This window comes from Nonomuraea sp. NPDC050451, from assembly GCF_044458585.1.
Map to the genome: position 1 here is coordinate 340,176 of NZ_JBITHZ010000008.1, position 14,583 is coordinate 354,758.

16 protein-coding genes are annotated in these 14,583 nt (G+C 71.9%); 11 read left to right on the top strand and 5 right to left on the bottom strand.

Going from position 1 to position 14,583, the window contains the following annotated elements; genetic code table 11:
- The first annotated feature begins 31 nt into the window (after positions 1-31).
- Together ACIBI9_RS26525 and ACIBI9_RS26530 are read left to right on the top strand one after the other, a co-directional pair.
- Positions 32-1,021: an aldo/keto reductase gene (locus tag ACIBI9_RS26525; protein WP_397225299.1), complete on the top strand. Its 990-nt coding sequence runs from the start codon at positions 32-34 to the stop codon at positions 1,019-1,021.
- A gap of 70 nt (positions 1,022-1,091) precedes the next feature.
- Positions 1,092-1,739 carry a DedA family protein gene (locus ACIBI9_RS26530; RefSeq protein ID WP_397225301.1) on the top strand — a complete coding sequence of 216 codons (648 nt, stop codon included), beginning with the start codon at positions 1,092-1,094 and terminating at the stop codon, positions 1,737-1,739.
- Here ACIBI9_RS26530 and ACIBI9_RS26535 read toward each other — a convergent pair.
- The gene (locus tag ACIBI9_RS26535; RefSeq protein ID WP_397225303.1) at positions 1,683-2,423 is read right to left on the bottom strand and encodes a GntR family transcriptional regulator; all 741 of its coding nucleotides are present in this window, start codon (positions 2,421-2,423) and stop codon (positions 1,683-1,685) included. The genes ACIBI9_RS26530 and ACIBI9_RS26535 overlap by 57 nt on opposite strands.
- 104 nt (positions 2,424-2,527) lie before the next feature.
- Between ACIBI9_RS26535 and ACIBI9_RS26540 the strand changes: the two genes are divergently transcribed.
- On the top strand, positions 2,528-3,301 hold the full coding sequence (locus ACIBI9_RS26540; RefSeq protein WP_397225305.1) for an inositol monophosphatase family protein: 774 nt from the start codon (positions 2,528-2,530) through the stop codon (positions 3,299-3,301).
- Between the two features lie 5 nt (positions 3,302-3,306).
- On the opposite strand, the gene ACIBI9_RS26545 is transcribed toward ACIBI9_RS26540, so the two are convergent.
- From ACIBI9_RS26545 to ACIBI9_RS26555, 3 genes are all read right to left on the bottom strand, one after another.
- Positions 3,307-4,011 (bottom strand): HAD family hydrolase, encoded by a 705-nt coding sequence (locus tag ACIBI9_RS26545; protein ID WP_397225307.1) that lies wholly within the window; start codon positions 4,009-4,011, stop codon positions 3,307-3,309.
- A gap of 25 nt (positions 4,012-4,036) precedes the next feature.
- Complete coding sequence (locus ACIBI9_RS26550; protein ID WP_397225309.1) at positions 4,037-4,657, bottom strand: hypothetical protein; 621 nt, start codon at positions 4,655-4,657, stop codon at positions 4,037-4,039.
- A 229-nt stretch (positions 4,658-4,886) separates the two neighbouring features.
- Entirely contained in the window at positions 4,887-5,540 is a 654-nt protein-coding gene (locus ACIBI9_RS26555) for a GntR family transcriptional regulator (RefSeq protein ID WP_397225310.1), read from the bottom strand.
- Positions 5,541-5,595: 55 nt separating this feature from the next.
- On the opposite strand from ACIBI9_RS26555, the gene ACIBI9_RS26560 reads away from it, so the two are divergent.
- Together ACIBI9_RS26560 and ACIBI9_RS26565 are read left to right on the top strand one after the other, a co-directional pair.
- The gene (locus tag ACIBI9_RS26560; RefSeq protein ID WP_397225312.1) at positions 5,596-6,783 is read left to right on the top strand and encodes a CaiB/BaiF CoA transferase family protein; all 1,188 of its coding nucleotides are present in this window, start codon (positions 5,596-5,598) and stop codon (positions 6,781-6,783) included.
- Positions 6,780-7,604 carry an HpcH/HpaI aldolase/citrate lyase family protein gene (locus tag ACIBI9_RS26565; protein ID WP_397225314.1) on the top strand — a complete coding sequence of 275 codons (825 nt, stop codon included), beginning with the start codon at positions 6,780-6,782 and terminating at the stop codon, positions 7,602-7,604. Before ACIBI9_RS26560 ends, ACIBI9_RS26565 begins: the two co-directional genes overlap by 4 nt.
- Here ACIBI9_RS26565 and ACIBI9_RS26570 read toward each other — a convergent pair.
- On the bottom strand, positions 7,601-8,236 hold the full coding sequence (locus ACIBI9_RS26570; protein WP_397225316.1) for a TetR/AcrR family transcriptional regulator: 636 nt from the start codon (positions 8,234-8,236) through the stop codon (positions 7,601-7,603). The genes ACIBI9_RS26565 and ACIBI9_RS26570 overlap by 4 nt on opposite strands.
- A 119-nt stretch (positions 8,237-8,355) precedes the next feature.
- Here ACIBI9_RS26570 and ACIBI9_RS26575 point away from each other — a divergent pair, with 119 nt between their 5' ends.
- The 6 genes from ACIBI9_RS26575 (at position 8,356) to ACIBI9_RS26600 (ending at position 14,582) form a co-directional block, all read left to right on the top strand.
- Positions 8,356-9,351, top strand: coding sequence for a sugar ABC transporter substrate-binding protein (locus ACIBI9_RS26575; protein WP_397225318.1), 996 nt, complete (start codon positions 8,356-8,358; stop codon positions 9,349-9,351).
- Positions 9,348-10,379: an ABC transporter permease gene (locus ACIBI9_RS26580; RefSeq protein ID WP_397225320.1), complete on the top strand. Its 1,032-nt coding sequence runs from the start codon at positions 9,348-9,350 to the stop codon at positions 10,377-10,379. The genes ACIBI9_RS26575 and ACIBI9_RS26580 overlap by 4 nt, the downstream gene beginning before the upstream one ends.
- Positions 10,376-11,131 carry an ATP-binding cassette domain-containing protein gene (locus tag ACIBI9_RS26585; RefSeq protein WP_397225322.1) on the top strand — a complete coding sequence of 252 codons (756 nt, stop codon included), beginning with the start codon at positions 10,376-10,378 and terminating at the stop codon, positions 11,129-11,131. Before ACIBI9_RS26580 ends, ACIBI9_RS26585 begins: the two co-directional genes overlap by 4 nt.
- A gap of 101 nt (positions 11,132-11,232) precedes the next feature.
- On the top strand, positions 11,233-12,189 hold the full coding sequence (locus ACIBI9_RS26590; protein ID WP_397225324.1) for an alpha/beta hydrolase: 957 nt from the start codon (positions 11,233-11,235) through the stop codon (positions 12,187-12,189).
- A 168-nt stretch (positions 12,190-12,357) separates the two neighbouring features.
- Positions 12,358-13,665 (top strand): MFS transporter, encoded by a 1,308-nt coding sequence (locus ACIBI9_RS26595; protein WP_397225326.1) that lies wholly within the window; start codon positions 12,358-12,360, stop codon positions 13,663-13,665.
- Positions 13,662-14,582 carry a hypothetical protein gene (locus tag ACIBI9_RS26600; protein WP_397225328.1) on the top strand — a complete coding sequence of 307 codons (921 nt, stop codon included), beginning with the start codon at positions 13,662-13,664 and terminating at the stop codon, positions 14,580-14,582. Before ACIBI9_RS26595 ends, ACIBI9_RS26600 begins: the two co-directional genes overlap by 4 nt.
- The last annotated feature ends 1 nt before the right edge of the window (position 14,583 follow it).

The window sequence follows — 14,583 nt, forward strand, 5'->3', positions numbered from 1 at the left end:
AATCTGTCAGCCCAATAGGCATACTGGCTGTATGAGAACTCTGGGAACCGGCGGACCCGTCGTGTCCGACCTCGGGCTGGGCTGCATGGGCATGTCCGACTTCTACGGGCCGGCCGACACGTCCGAGTCCATCGCCACCATCCACGCCGCCCTCGACGCCGGCATCACGCTGCTCGACACCGGCGACTTCTACGGCATGGGCCACAACGAGCTGCTCATCCGCCAGGCGCTCGACGGCCGCTCGCGGGACGACGTGCGGATCAGCGTGAAGTTCGGGGCGCAGCGCGACTACGACGGCAACTGGCTCGGCTACGACGGCAGCCCCGCGGCCGTCAAGACCTCGCTCGCCTACACCCTGCGCCGCCTCGGCACCGACCACGTGGACGTCTACCGGATCGCTCGGGTCGACCCGCACGTGCCGATCGAGGAGACCGTCGGCGCCATCGCCGAGGAGGTCGCGAAGGGGCGCGTGCGGCACGTCGGGCTGTCCGAGGCCGGGGCCGAGACCATCCGGCGGGCCCACGCCGTCCACCCGATCGCCGACGTTCAGCTCGAATACTCGCTGCTGTCCAGGGGGATCGAGCGGGACATCCTGCCCGCCTGCCGTGAGCTGGGCATCGGCGTGACCGCGTACGGGGTGCTGTCCAGGGGGCTGCTCAGCGGGCACTGGTCCGAGGACCGCGAGCTGGGCGCCGGCGACTTCCGCGCCGTCAGCCCGCGCTTCTCCGGCGACAACCTGGCGCACAACCTCACGCTGGTGGCGGCGCTGCGCAGGCTCGCCGAGGCCAAGGGGGTCACGGTCGCGCAGCTGGCCATCGCCTGGGTGCTGGCCCGGGGCGAGGAGATCGTCCCGCTCATCGGGGCGCGGCGGCGCGAGCGGCTGGCCGAGGCCCTGGGTGCCCTGGACGTGAAACTGACCGCCGAGGACCTGGCGGCCATCGAGGCGGCCGTCCCCGAGGGCGCCGCCGCCGGCTCGCGGTACGCCGAGGCGCAGATGTCCATGCTCGACAGCGAACGCTGACCGTCCGGGGCGGAAGGAAGGTCCTCGATCGCGGGTCTTGTGGTGATGTGACGGCGCTAGGGTTGCGCGCGTGCATATCGACGAATGGTTGCAGGCGATCCCGGCCGGCTGGCTCTACGCCATGGTCGCGTTGGTGATCGGGTTCGAGAGCCTCGGCATCCCGCTCCCCGGCGAGATCGTCCTGGTCAGCGCCTCGATCCTGGCCTCCAAGGGCGTGGTGCACCCCTTCTGGGTCGGTGCGTGCGCGAGCGCCGGGGCCATCCTGGGGGACTCCGCCGGGTACGCGATCGGGCGCAGGGGCGGCGCGCCCCTGTTCGACCGGCTCGGACGGCGCTTCCCCAAACATTTCGGGCCGCGGCACGTCGCCAAGGCCGAAGGGTATTTCCAGCGGTTCGGGGTGTGGACGGTCTTCGTCGGGCGGTTCATCGCGCTGCTGCGCATCCTGGCCGGGCCGCTGGCGGGGGCGCTGCGCATGCCGTACTGGAAGTTCGCCGTCGCCAACGTGCTCGGCGGGATCGTTTGGGCGGGCGGCACCACCACGGTGATCTTCTATCTCGGGCTCGTCGCCGAGAAGTGGCTGAAGGGCTTTTCGTGGGTGGGGCTCGTGGTGGCCGTGGTGTTCGGGATCTGCACCACGCTCTATCTGAAGCGGCGGGCCGCCTCAGCGCTCGATGAGGGTGACCTCGAGGGAGTAGTGCGAGGCCCGGTAGACGTGTGAGCCGTGCTCGACGGCCCGGCCCTGGTCGTCGTAGGTGGTGCGGATCATGGTCAGCAGCGGCGCGCCGCGGCGCTCCTCCAGGAGCCTGGCCTCGGCCTGGGTGGCGGCCCGCGCGCCGATCCGCTGGTTGGCGACCCGCATCCGCACGCCCGCGGCGCGCAGCAGCTCGTACAGGCCGCGGCCCTCAAGGTCGGCGGCGGTGAGCTGGGCCAGGCCGAGCGGAAGCCAGTTGTGCAGCACCGCCAGGGGCTCCCCGGCGGCGAACCGCAGGCGCTCGAGATAGAGGATCTCCGTGCCCGCCTCCACGCCCAGGATGCCGGCGACCTCCTCCTCGACGGGGCGCGGCTCCAGCGCCAGCACCTGCGTGGCCGGCTCCTGGCCCGCCCTGCGCAGGTCGTCGTAGAGGCTCGTCAGCTCCACCGAGCGCTTGACCTGCCCGTGGACGACCTGGGTGCCGACGCCGCGCTTGCGCACCAGCAGGCCCTTGTCCACGAGATACTGGATGGCCTGGCGGATCGTGGGCCGCGACAGGCCCAGCTTGTCGGCCAGTAGGATCTCGTTGTCCAGCCGGGAGCCGGGCGCCAGGTCCCCTCGCCGGATGGCCTCGGCGATCTGCTCGGCCACCTGGAAGTAGAGCGGCACGGGACTGGATCGGTCCAGGTCGATGGCGAGATTCGCGGTCATGCTGATCAGCTTAACGCAGGTCAGAATGTCCTGACAAACAACTGAGGGCGGAGGAAGTGGGCATAGAGGGTCATGATGCCCTTTCCCCTGCTTCTGGAGTGAAGATGGACGTGACGCACCTGCTGGACATCGCCACCGAGGCGGCCAGAGCCGTGGGGCCCCGGCTGCGCAAGGCCTTCAGGTCCCGGCCCGAGGTGTCCACCAAACGCGACTTCCACGACCCGGTGACCGAGCACGACCGCGCCGCCGAGGAGACCATCCGCGCGGTCATCACCGCCCGCGTGCCCGAGAGCGTGATCGTTGGTGAGGAGGGCGGCACGACCGGCTCCGGCGACCTCGTCTGGTACATCGACCCCATCGACGGCACCGCCAACTTCGCCGCCGGGCTGCCGTTCTTCTGCGTGTCCATCGCCGTCGCCGCGCGCGGCGAACTGGTCGCCGGCGTGGTGTACGACCCCGTGCGCGAGGACGAGTTCAGCGCCTCCACCGAGGGCGCCTGGTGCAACGGCACGCCGCTGAAGAGCGCCGGAGCCACGAGAGACCGGGAGGCGATGCTGCTGTCGAGCTATCCGACGCCCGCGGACCTGGAGGCGGACGGTGAGGAGGCGCTGCGCCGCTACGGCCGGTTCCTGGAGTCCTTCTCGGCCGTGCGCAAGCCGGGCAGCGCCGCGCTCAAGCTCGCGCACGTCGCCGCCGGGTGGTCGGACGCCGCCTACGGCACCCGCGCCCATCCTTGGGACGTGGCCGCGGGGGCGCTGCTGGTGCGCCAGGCGGGCGGGGTCTACCTCGGCGACCCGCTGGCGCAGGGGTCCTACCTGGCGCATGTGGGCGGTTTCGACCTGGACGGCTCGGTGCTGGCCGAGCTGGCGCCCCGATAGGGGCGCTAGCGGAGCAGCCGCGGGAGCTCGGTCAGTGAGGTGATGCGCGGGAAGCCGGCGGGTGGCGGCTCGACCCCGAGCCGGTCGAGCCAGACCGAGCGCATCCCGGTCGCCGCCGGCCCCGTCACGTCCTTGTCGACGTCGTCGCCCACCAGCAGCACCTGCTCCGGTGCCAGCCCGAGCGCCGCGGCGGCACCGGTGTAGGAGGCGGGTGACGGCTTGAAGTGGCCGCCCAGCACCTCGCCCGTCAGCACCGGCCCGACCAGGTCGGCCAGCCCGATCGCGCGGACCTTCGCCTCCTGCATCGGCTGCGCGCCGTTCGTCAGCACCCCGAGCGCGAACCCGCCCAGCTCCGCCACCGCCCCCGCCGCGTCCGGGTAGGCGGTCCAGCCCTGCCGGTAGCGTTCGCCGAAGTCGGCGTAGGCCGAGTCGAGGTCGCCGGGCGCCGGCACGGCCAGCTCCAGGCAGAGCGCGCTCAGGCGGCGGCGCCGCTGCTCCTGCACGGTGCACTCGCCCGCCTGCCACATCGCCAGGTGCGGACCCTCCAGGGCGGCCCAGAGCGCGGCCACCTCGTCCAGGCGCGGGTGGCCGGGAGAGTACGCCGTCACCCAGGCCGTGATCGCGGCGTCGGCGGCGCTCCGGTGGTCGAGCAGCGTGCCGTCCAGGTCGAACAGGACGCCTTTGACGCCCGGCATGGGTCTCGCGGTCACAGGGTGGCTCCGGCGGTGGGTGCGGTCACGACAGGGCCGCGGCGGCGATGCGGGCGGCGGTCTCCCGTGGAGGGTATCCGAGGGTGAGGCCGCGGACCGCCAGCGGCGCCTGGGCGAAGCGGGCCTCGCCGTTCTCGCTGAGGATGTAGTGCAGCGCGGGGGAGTGGCCGCGGTGCGCCTCCAGCGCCGCGACCTCCCGCTCGGCCAGCTCGGGCGGCAGTGCGCCGCGGTAGTCGGAGATCAGCGCGTCCAGGTCGAACAGCTGCGCGTAGCGCTCCGCCGTGCCGGCCACGACCCTGATCAGCCCGCCCACAGGCTCCGCGTGGTAGACGAGGCCGGTGCCGCCGCTCTTGGCGAACCAGCGCAGCGCCTCGGTCGCGGGCAGCGTGAACGCCCCGTACGGCTTGCGCCCGTACAGCAGGGCGTCGGCGATCCACCGGTCACACCACAGCTCGTCGTGGTACGGCGAGGGGGAGTCCGGGTCCACGGCCAGCCCCTGGGCCAGCACGGGGTTCCAGGCCGAGACCAGCGGGCTGCTGAAACGCGGCATGCGCGGCCCGCTCCAGTGGCTGAGCGCGTAGCCGTACCAGATGGTGACGACCTCGACCTGCCGGCGGGGGAGAGGCCGCTCGTAGGTGCCGTTCATGATCTGGCCGCCGTCGGGATGCCGCCAGGGACCCGGGACGAGGCCTGCGCCTGTGGGGACCGGAGGGGTCCGGTAGTCGGGATGCAGTATCCACGCGTCCGCCACAGTCCCTGCCCCCTCAGGTGCCAGACCACTTGAGTGGCCATCGTGCAACAGCTGTAATCGAGTTGCAATAGAGCAGGGCCGAACGCTGATTTTTGTCATCGGCGACCGTGACGTACGTATTTGGTCAGTGCTGTTGCCGGTAATCCCCGGCCTGGCGCACGTGGTCGATCATGATGCGTTCCGCGGCCTCGGCGTCGCCGGACGCCAGCGCGGCCAGGATGCCCTCGTGCGCTTCGAGCTGGGCCCGCACCTGGGCCTCGTCCAGCCACAGCGACGCCTCGGCGGGCACCGGGAAGCTGTTGCGCACCGACCTGGCGTGCGCGCCCAGGAAGGCCGGGCCGCCGATGTCCACGATGCGCAGGTGGAATCGCCTGCTCTGCTCCCCGAGCCGCTCGTGCCTGCCGTGCGCGGCGTCCTCGGCCATCGACGCGTGCAGCTCGCGCAGCCCGGCCAGCTCCTCCGGGGTGATCCTGCCCGCAGCCAGCCGCGCGCCGAGGCCCTCGACCACCGCGCGCAGGCCGTAGTACTCGGCCAGGGCCTCGTCGCCCAGGTCGACGACGGTCGCGCCGTGATGCGCCTCGTAGCTGATCAGCCGGTCCTTCTCCAGCCTGCGCAGCGCCTCGCGCACCGGGGTGACCGACACGCCCAGCCGGCGGGCCACCTCCCCGGCCCGCAGCGCCGTGCCGCCCGGGATCCGCGCGGTGCGGATCTCGTCGAGCAGCACGCTGTAGACGTACTCGGCCTTGCTCATCGGCGGCCGCGGCTCCGTAGGCGACATGTCACCATTTTTCTATAGATTGACCTATGACATATTTCTTATAAGTTACATACCTATGACGAGCCTCGCCGACCTGCGGGTCATCGACGCGGCGACCCTGTTCGCCGGTCCCTCCGCCGCGATGATGCTGGGCGACTTCGGCGCCGACGTGATCAAGATCGAGCACCCCCGGCGCGGCGACCCCTCGCGGGGACACGGCGCGTCCCTGGACGGCGTGGGGCTGTGGTGGAAGACGCTCGCGCGCAACAAGCGCACCGCGGCCGTGGACCTGTCGCGGGCCGAGGGCCAGGAGATCCTGCGCCGCCTGGTCGAGCGGTCCGACGTGCTGATCGAGAACTTCCGCCCCGGCACCCTCGAACGCTGGAACCTCGCCCCCGAAGACCTGCTCGAGCTCAACCCGCGGCTGATCGTGGCGCGGATGACCGGGTTCGGGCAGTTCGGGCCGATGGCCAAGCAGCCGGGGTTCGGGACGCTGGCCGAGGCCATGAGCGGGTTCGCGGCCATGACCGGGCAGCCCGACGGGCCGCCCACGCTGCCGCCGCTGGCCCTCGCCGACGGCATCGCGGGCCTGGCCATGTCGTACGCGATCATGGTGGCCCTGCGCGCCAGGGAGCAGAGCGGGCGGGGGCAGGTCATCGACCTGGCGATCATCGAGCCGATCCTGGGCATCCTGGGGCCGCAGATGACCGCGTACAAGGCGCTGGGCGTCGTGCCGCGCCGCACCGGCAACCGCTCCAGCAGCAACGCGCCGCGCAACACGTACCGGACGCGTGACGGGCGGTGGCTGGCCATCTCCACCAGCGCCCAGCCCGTCGCCGAGCGGGTGGTCACCCTGGTGGGGCGGCCCGACCTGGTGGAGCAGCCGTGGTTCGCCAGCGGGAGCGGGCGCGTGCAGCACGTGGACGAGCTGGACGAGGCCGTCGCGTCCTGGATCGCCGAGCGGGACGCCGACGAGGTCATCGCCCGCTTCGAGGAGGCGCAGGCCGCGGTCGCTCCCATCTACGACGTCTCCGACATCGCCGAGGACCCGCAGTACGCGGCGCTGCAGACGTTCGTGGAGGTGCCGGACGAGGAGCTCGGCTCGGTCACCCTGCAGAACGTGCTGTTCCGCCTGTCGGACACGCCCGGCGAGATCCGCTGGCCGGGACGGCGGCTCGGGCGCGACACCGACGAGGTGCTGGCGGAGCTCGACTACTCCGGCGAGGCGATCGCCGCCCTGCGCGAAGAGGGCGTGATCGCGTGACCGTCACCTGGCTGTACGTGCCCGGCGACCGGCCCGAGCGCTTCGACAAGGCCGTCGCCTCCGGGGCGGACGTCGTCATCATCGACCTCGAGGACGCGGTCGTGCCCGCCCGCAAGAACGAGGCCCGCGCCAACGCCGTCGCCTACCTGCGCGCCCGCCGGGACGCCGAGGGGGCGGCGCACGTGCACGTGCGGGTCAACGACCTGGCCACCGGGCGCGGGCTGGCCGACCTCGAAGCCGTCGGGGAGCTCGCCGACGCCGTGCGGCTGCCCAAGGTCGAGTCCGTGGCCGTGCTCGACGCGATCGCCGGCGCTCCGGCGTACGCGCTGCTGGAGTCGGCGGCCGGGATCGTCGCGGCGCGCGAGATCGCGGCGCACCCGAAGGTCGCCGGCGTCGCGCTCGGCGAGCAGGACCTGGCCGCCGAGCTGGCCATCACCGACGAGCGGGCCATGGACCACCTGCGGCTCCAGGTGGTGCTGGCCGCGGCGGCGGCCGGCCTGCCGCCGGTGCCCATGGCCGTCTACCCGAACGTCAAGGACGAGGCCGGCCTCCTGGCCTCCTGCCTGGCGGGCCGCGGGCTCGGCATGTTCGGCAGGACCGCCATCCACCCCCGCCAGATCCCCGTGATCAGGCGGGCGTTCCGCCCCTCGGAGGAGGAGACGGCCAGGGCCGCGGAGATCGTCGAGGCGGCCGAGCGGGCCGAGCGCGCGGGCCTCGGGGCGGTCGCGCTGCCCGACGGCCGCTTCGTGGACGCCCCCATCGTCGCCCGGGCCCGCCGCACCGTGGCGCTGGCCCGCCGCCTGGCCGGCCCGGAGGACTAGGACGGGTACCAGCGCACCGACAGCTCCTCGTCCACGGGGGGAGGGCCCGGCAGCTCCCGGTGCGCCGGCGGCATCCGCAGCGAGTCCATCACGAGCGCCAGGTAGCGGTGGCGCAGCTGCGCGGTGCGCTCCTCGTCGCCGAGCTTGATCGAGGCCAGCTGCTCGAACAGCAGCGCGATGTCCGCCGTGGTCACGTCCGGCCGCAGCACGCCGGCCTCCACCGCGCGGCGGTGCGCCTCGGTGGCCAGGGACGAGGCCCGGACCGCGTCTCGGCCCAGCTCCTCGGTCGGCGTGAACGTGCCCGCCAGCTTGATCGTCAGGGAGTTGGTGTCGGCGTCCACGATGCCGCGCATGTAGGCGGCGAACGCCTCCCACGGGTCGCCTTCCTGGGCCATCGACCGCTCGGTTATCTCGATGTAGAGCTTGAGACCGTCGCCGCACAGCTTCTGCAGCAGCGCCTCCTTGCTGGGATAGCGGCGGTAAAGCGCGCTGATCCCGACGCCCGCCTTCTCGGCCACGGCCGCGATGGGGGCGCCGGGGTCGGCGGTGAAGACCGCCCGCGCCGCCAGCAGGATCAACTCGTCGTTGCGGGCGGCCTGCGCCTTGCGGCCACTCATGGGTGCGCTCGTCATACCCTTCAGTATATCGGAACGTAAGGTTCCGTTCTACTGTGGAACAAGTCCGCATGTCTATACATAGAAATGATATTGAGGTAGAACCAGGGCGAGCCCGTTGGTCTTGGAGGTGTCCTATGAGACGTACCCCGATCGTGCTGGCCCTGCTGGGCGCGCTCGCCGTGACCGGATGCTCCTCCTCCGGAGGGCAGAGCGCGCAGAGCGCCACAGCCGCGAGCTCGGGCGCGAGCTCCGCCGCCGCCCCGGCCGCCGCGAGCGCCGGCTTCGCCGTCATCACCCACGGAGCCGCCGGCGACTCCTTCTGGGACGTGGTCAAGAACGGCGCCGAGGCCGCGGGCAAACAGTACGGCGTGAAGGTCACCTACCAGGGCGACGGTGACCCCGCCAAGCAGTCGCAGCTCATCGACCAGGCCGTCTCGGAGAAGGTGGACGGCATCGTGGTCTCCATGGCCAACCCCGACGCGCTCAAGGAGGCCATCGGCAAGGCCGTCGCGGCGAAGATCCCGGTGGTCACCATCAACTCGGGCGCCGACTCCTCCAAGGCGTTGGGCGCCATCACGCACGTCGGGCAGTCGGAGGACGTGGCCGGGCGCGGCGCGGGCGAGCAGCTCAAGGCCGCCGGCGTCACCAAGCTGCTGTGCGTCATCCACGAGGCCGGCAACGTCGGCCTCGACCAGCGCTGCAAGGGCGCCGAGCAGACGCTGGGCGGCACGGTCGAGCGGCTGCAGGTCGACGTGAGCAACCTGGCCGACGTCACCTCCAAGGTCACCGCCAAGCTGCAGTCGGACAAGCAGGTCAACGGCGTGCTGGCGCTCAACCCGGCCGTCGCGATCGCCGCCAGGGACGCCATCAAGGACTCGGGCTCGCAGGCCAAGCTGGCCACGTTCGACCTGTCGGGCGACGTGGTGAGCGCGATCAAGGACGGGGAGATCCTGTTCGCCGTGGACCAGCAGCAGTACCTGCAGGGCTACCTGCCGATCACGTTCCTCAACCTGTACAAGAACAACCTCAACACCGTCGGCGGCGGCCTGCCCGTCAACACCGGGCCGGGCTTCGTGACCAAGGACAACGCCGAGCAGGTGGCCAAGCTGGCCGAGGCGGGCACTCGATGACCCTGGCGGCCGACGAGCGGGTCGCCGACGTCGGCCTGGCCCGCCGGCTGCTGATCCGGCCCGAGCTGGGCGCGGTGGTCGGGCTGGTCGTGGTGTTCGTGTTCTTCGCCTCCCAGTCGCCGGTGTTCCGGTCGCTGGACGGCATCGCGAACTGGCTCGACCCGGCCGCCACGCTCGGCATCATGGCCGTCGCCGTGGCGCTGCTCATGATCGGCGGCGAGTTCGACCTGTCGGCCGGTGTGCTGACCGGTACGAGCGGGCTGATCCTGGTCACGCTGGCCACCCGCTACGGGTTCAGCGTGTGGGCGGCGATGCTCGTCGGGCTGGTCGTGGCGCTGGCCATCGGGTTCGCCAACGGCCTGGTCGTCACCAGGACCAGGCTGCCCAGCTTCATCGTCACGCTGGGCACGTTCCTCATGCTGCAGGGCGTCAACCTCGGCGTCACCAAGGCCATCACCGGGACGGTGCAGGTCAGCGGCCTGCGCAGGGCCTCCGGCTTCGAGGCCGCGAACGCGATCTTCGCCGGGACGATCCAGATCGGCGGGACCTCGTTCCGGGTGGCGATCCTGTGGTGGATCCTGGTGACCGCCGTGGCGACCTGGGTGCTCATGCGTTCCAGGGCCGGAAACTGGATCTTCGCGGTGGGCGGCAACGAGCAGGCCGCCCGCGCGGTCGGCGTGGCCGCCGCCCGTACGAAGATCGCGCTGTTCATGACGACGGCGTTCGCCGCGTGGCTGGTCGGCTCGATCCTCGCGCTGCGCTACACCTCCGTGCAGGCCAACATCGGCATCGGCCAGGAGTTCATCTACATCATCGCCGCCGTCATCGGCGGCTGCCTGCTCACCGGCGGGTACGGCTCCGCGATCGGGGCCGCCATCGGAGCGGTCATCTTCGGCATGGCCGACAAGGGCATCGTGTTCCTGGGCTGGAACGCCGACTGGTTCAAGTTCTTCCTGGGCGCGATGCTGCTGCTGGCGACGCTGGCCAACCGCCTGGTCAGGCGGTACGCCGAGGAGGTGAAGCATTGATCCTGGAGACCAGGGGCATCGGCAAGACGTTCGGTTCGGTGCTGGCGCTGCGCGACGTGTCGCTGGGCGTGCGGGCCGGCCAGGTGACCTGCGTGCTCGGCGACAACGGCGCCGGCAAGTCCACGCTCATCAAGATCCTCGCCGGGGTGCACCAGCACGACGTCGGCACGCTGCTGGTGGACGGCCAGGAGGTGCGCTTCGCCAGCCCCCGCGACGCGCTCGACCGCGGCATCGCGACCGTCTACCAGGACCTGGCGATGATCCCGCTCATGTCGGTCTGGCGGAACTTCTTCCTCGGCTCTGAGCCGAAGAAGGGCCTGGCCTTCGACGTGGCCAAGGCCAGGAAGGTCGCCCGCGAGGAGCTGCGGGCCATGGGCATCGACATCCGCGACGTGGACCAGCCGGTCGGCACGCTGTCCGGCGGCGAGCGGCAGTCGGTGGCCATCGCCAGGGCCGTCTACTTCGGCGCCCGCGTCCTCATCCTCGACGAGCCCACCTCCGCGCTGGGGGTCAAGCAGGCCGGGGTGGTGCTGCGGTACATCGCCAGGGCCCGCGACCGGGGGCTCGGCGTGGTCTTCATCACCCACAACCCCCACCACGCCTACCCGGTGGGCGACCGGTTCCTGCTGCTCAACCGGGGCGCCAGCCTGGGCGAGTACGGCAAGGCCGACATCACCACGCAGGAGCTGACCGCGCTCATGGCGGGCGGGGCGGAGCTGGAGGAGCTGGCGCACGAGCTGCAACGGGAGTAACCGTTTTGGGGGGAATTTGACGATTTTGGGCGGTGGGCTGGAGGTGCGAATAGGCACAAATCCCTCGGCGTGACATTCACCTGGGGGTCATCGTGACCACAATGATCAAGCGGGTCGTCCTGGAGCCGGCGGCGCAGGAGTTCGCCGACGCCACCGCCCGGCGCCCGTTCATCTACGAGCTGCCGCCCGAGGAGGGTCGCGAGGCGCTGGAGCGGCTCCAGTCCGGCCCGGACGTGCCCAAGCCGGAGATCGACGAGGAGTGGATCCAGGTCCAGGGCGGCCCGACCGGCCTGGTGCCGGTACGGATCGTCAAGCCCAAGGGCGCCACGGGGACCATGCCCGTCATCTTCTACATCCACGGCGCGGGCTGGGTGTTCGGCTCCGCCCACACCCATGACCGGCTGGTGCGGGAGCTGTCCGTGCGCTGCGGCGCCGCCGTCGTCTTCCCGGAGTACGACCGCGCTCCCGAGGCGAAGTACCCCACGCAGATCCAGCAGAACTACGTCGCGGCCCGCTGGGTGTCGGAGCACGGCAAGGAGAAGGAGCTGGACCCGACACGGATGGCGGTGTGCGGGGACTCGGTCGGCGGCAACATGGCGACCGTGCTGACCATGATGGCCAGGAAGCTCAATTTCGTGCAGCTGCGCGGGCAGTGCCTGTTCTACCCGGTCACGGACGCGAGCTTCGACACCGAGTCGTACCGGCAGTTCGCCTCCGGCTACTACCTCAACCGCGACGGCATGAAATGGTTCTGGGACCAGTACACACCCGAGCCCTCCCAGCGGGCCGAGAGTCACGCCTCGCCGCTGCGGGCCCGCTCGGAGGAGCTGCGCGGCATGCCGCCCGCGCTGATCATCACGGGCGAGGCCGACGTGCTGCGCGACGAGGGCGAGCTGTACGCGGCGCGGCTGCGCGAGCTGGGCATCGACGTGACGGCGGTGCGGATGGCCGGCATCGTGCACGACTTCGTCATGCTCGACAAGCTGCGCGACACGAACGCCTGCAAGACGGCCATGACACTGGCCACGAGCATGCTGCGGCGGTGGATCGAGTCTTGATCTACGCGCCCGCGGCGGTTCCCCCTGGGCCGTTATTACGCAGCCAGCCCGTGACGCAGGGCGGGCCGCACAGATCGTGCGGCCCGCCAGTGCGGCATGCACAGGGCCGCCGGACGAGGGCGGCTTTATGGTGCGGCCATATTCAGCGCCCCCCTCCGAGGAGCTTCCATGACCGCCGTCGACTCCCGAACGATCCCCATCGGCGCGGCATTCGATCGGATGCCGTTCACCCGCAGGCACGTGCTCATCGCGCTCGCGCTGTTCATCGCGTTCGTCATCGAGTCGTGGGAGCAGCTCGCCCTCGTCTACGTCTCCGGCGACCTCGGCACCGCCTTCGGGATCGACGAGGCCGGCGTCGGCGTCGTGCTGTCGGCGGTCGCCTTCGGCATGATCCCCGGCGTGCTGGTGTGGGGGCCGGTGGCCGACCGCGCCGGGCGCAAGCCGGTCGCGTTCTGGTCGCTGCTGGCCTACGGGGTGATCGCGCTCGCCTCGGCGTTCGCGCCGAACATGGCGGTGCTGGTGACGCTGCGGGTGGCCTCCGGGCTGGCGCTGGCCGGCGTCTACACGATCACCTTCCCCTACTTCCTGGAGCTGCTGCCGACCCGCTCGCGCGGGCGGGCGGCGGTCTACCTGTCGATCGGGTGGCCGATCGGCATGCTGGCCGCGATCGGGGCGTCGATGACGCTGGGCGGCCTGGGCTGGCACGTCGTGGTGATCGCCAGCGCGGCGGCGGGACTGTGGGCGTTCGCGATCCGGGCGTGGGTGCCGGAGTCGCCGTACTGGCTGGCCGCCCGGGGCCGCCAGGAGGAGGCGCGCGCGGTGCTGCGCGCGCTGGGCAGCCCCGACGCCGACGCCAGGTTCACCGTGGCGAGCGAGCGGGTGGGACGGCCGCTCGATCTGTTCCGCGGCGGCCTCGCCCGGATCACCGTGGTCATGCTGCTGCTGAACTTCGTCTTCAACTGGGGCTACTGGGGCCTGCAGACGTGGCTGCCGACGCTGCTGCAGCAGAAGGGGCTGACGCTGTCGGCCTCGCTCGGCTTCGCGGCGCTGAGCGCGCTGATGATGATCCCCGGGTACGTGAGCGCCTCGCTGCTGACCGGCCGGTTCGGCCGCAAGAAGGTGTTCCTCGTCTACGTCGTGGCGGCGGTGCTCGGCGGGCTCTGGTTCGCCACCGCCTCCTCGACCACCGGCCTGTACCTCGGCAACTTCGTGCTGTCGTTCTTCAGCCTCGGCGCCTGGGGCGTCTGGAACACCTGGAACGGCGAGTTCTACCCGACCGCCCTGCGCGGCACCGGCTACTCGTGGGCCACGGCCGCGCAGCTCGTGGCCACCACGGTGGCGCCGTCGGCGGTGGGGGCGCTGCTGGCCCACGCCACCGGGTTCACCGCTACCATGCTGATCATCAACGCGTTCATGGTGGCCACGGCGCTGCTGGCCGTGCCGCTGCCGGAGACCGAAGGACGCGAGCTGGAGTGATCCTCGGCGTCGCCCTCGTACGGCCGTCGCCGGTGCTGGTGGCCGTCAGGGACGGCGCGCCCGAGTGGCCGGTGACCCGCGTCGCCGCCCGCGCGGCGGCGCGCGCCTGCGTGGCCGTGGACCTGGGCGACGTGCCCACCGCTCCGGTGGCGGCGATCCGGGTGGGCGGGCCGTGCCCCGAGGCGCTGCGCCCGCGCGTCGGCTCCGGGACGGCCACGATCGTGCGCGGCGGCCACAGCCTCACCGGGCGCGTGCTGGCGCCGCTGGACACCGAGGCGGTCCGGCGCTTCGCCGCCACGTGCGGGCTGACCGATTTCGCGGTGACCGCGACCGGCTCCCCCATGCTGGCCGACCACGAGCTGGCCGTGGCGGCGATCATCGCGGCCGAGGTGCCGGAGGCGCGGATCACGCTGTCGTACGAGTTCGGCCATCCGGGGCTGCGCGAGCGCGAGGAGGCCACGATCCGCAACGCGGCGCTCGGCCCCGAGGCGGTGCGGATCGCCGACGAGGCGGCCAGGGAGCTGCCGGGGGTGCCGGTGTTCTTCGCCAGGTCGGGCGGCGGGCTGGTGTCGGCCCACTACTTCCGGCGCTACCCGCTGGCCTGCGACCTGGGCGGGACGGCGAGCCTGGCGCGCGGGCGGGTGGTGCTCCCCGGCGTGCCCGAGGAGGTGGCGGCGGCGTACGGGGCGGCGATCGGGCGGCCGGAGGCGCAGGTGGAGCGGATCGTGCAGGCGCGGGGGCGGGCGGAGCTGGACCGGGTGCTCCAGGACGCCAGGGACGAGGCGCTCACCCGCGTGGTCAGCGCGGGCGCCCTGCCGGGGTCGGCCAGGATCGCGGAGACGACCGTGAACCCGCTGTCGTACCTGCCGGACGGGCTCTACCGGGTGCGGGTGAAGGCCGAGGGGACGATGCCATGAG

What these genes read in the sequence shown, in the direction of transcription:
- ACIBI9_RS26525 (WP_397225299.1), top strand. Translation starts at nt 32, where the DNA reads ATGAGAACTCTGGGAACCGGCGGACCCGTCGTGTCCGACCTCGGGCTG.
- ACIBI9_RS26535 (WP_397225303.1), bottom strand. Translation starts at nt 2,423, where the DNA reads ATGACCGCGAATCTCGCCATCGACCTGGACCGATCCAGTCCCGTGCCG.
- ACIBI9_RS26540 (WP_397225305.1), top strand. Translation starts at nt 2,528, where the DNA reads ATGGACGTGACGCACCTGCTGGACATCGCCACCGAGGCGGCCAGAGCC.
- ACIBI9_RS26550 (WP_397225309.1), bottom strand. Translation starts at nt 4,657, where the DNA reads ATGAACGGCACCTACGAGCGGCCTCTCCCCCGCCGGCAGGTCGAGGTC.
- ACIBI9_RS26555 (WP_397225310.1), bottom strand. Translation starts at nt 5,540, where the DNA reads ATGTCGCCTACGGAGCCGCGGCCGCCGATGAGCAAGGCCGAGTACGTC.
- ACIBI9_RS26560 (WP_397225312.1), top strand. Translation starts at nt 5,596, where the DNA reads ATGACGAGCCTCGCCGACCTGCGGGTCATCGACGCGGCGACCCTGTTC.
- ACIBI9_RS26570 (WP_397225316.1), bottom strand. Translation starts at nt 8,236, where the DNA reads ATGACGAGCGCACCCATGAGTGGCCGCAAGGCGCAGGCCGCCCGCAAC.
- ACIBI9_RS26575 (WP_397225318.1), top strand. Translation starts at nt 8,356, where the DNA reads ATGAGACGTACCCCGATCGTGCTGGCCCTGCTGGGCGCGCTCGCCGTG.
- ACIBI9_RS26580 (WP_397225320.1), top strand. Translation starts at nt 9,348, where the DNA reads ATGACCCTGGCGGCCGACGAGCGGGTCGCCGACGTCGGCCTGGCCCGC.
- ACIBI9_RS26590 (WP_397225324.1), top strand. Translation starts at nt 11,233, where the DNA reads ATGATCAAGCGGGTCGTCCTGGAGCCGGCGGCGCAGGAGTTCGCCGAC.
- ACIBI9_RS26595 (WP_397225326.1), top strand. Translation starts at nt 12,358, where the DNA reads ATGACCGCCGTCGACTCCCGAACGATCCCCATCGGCGCGGCATTCGAT.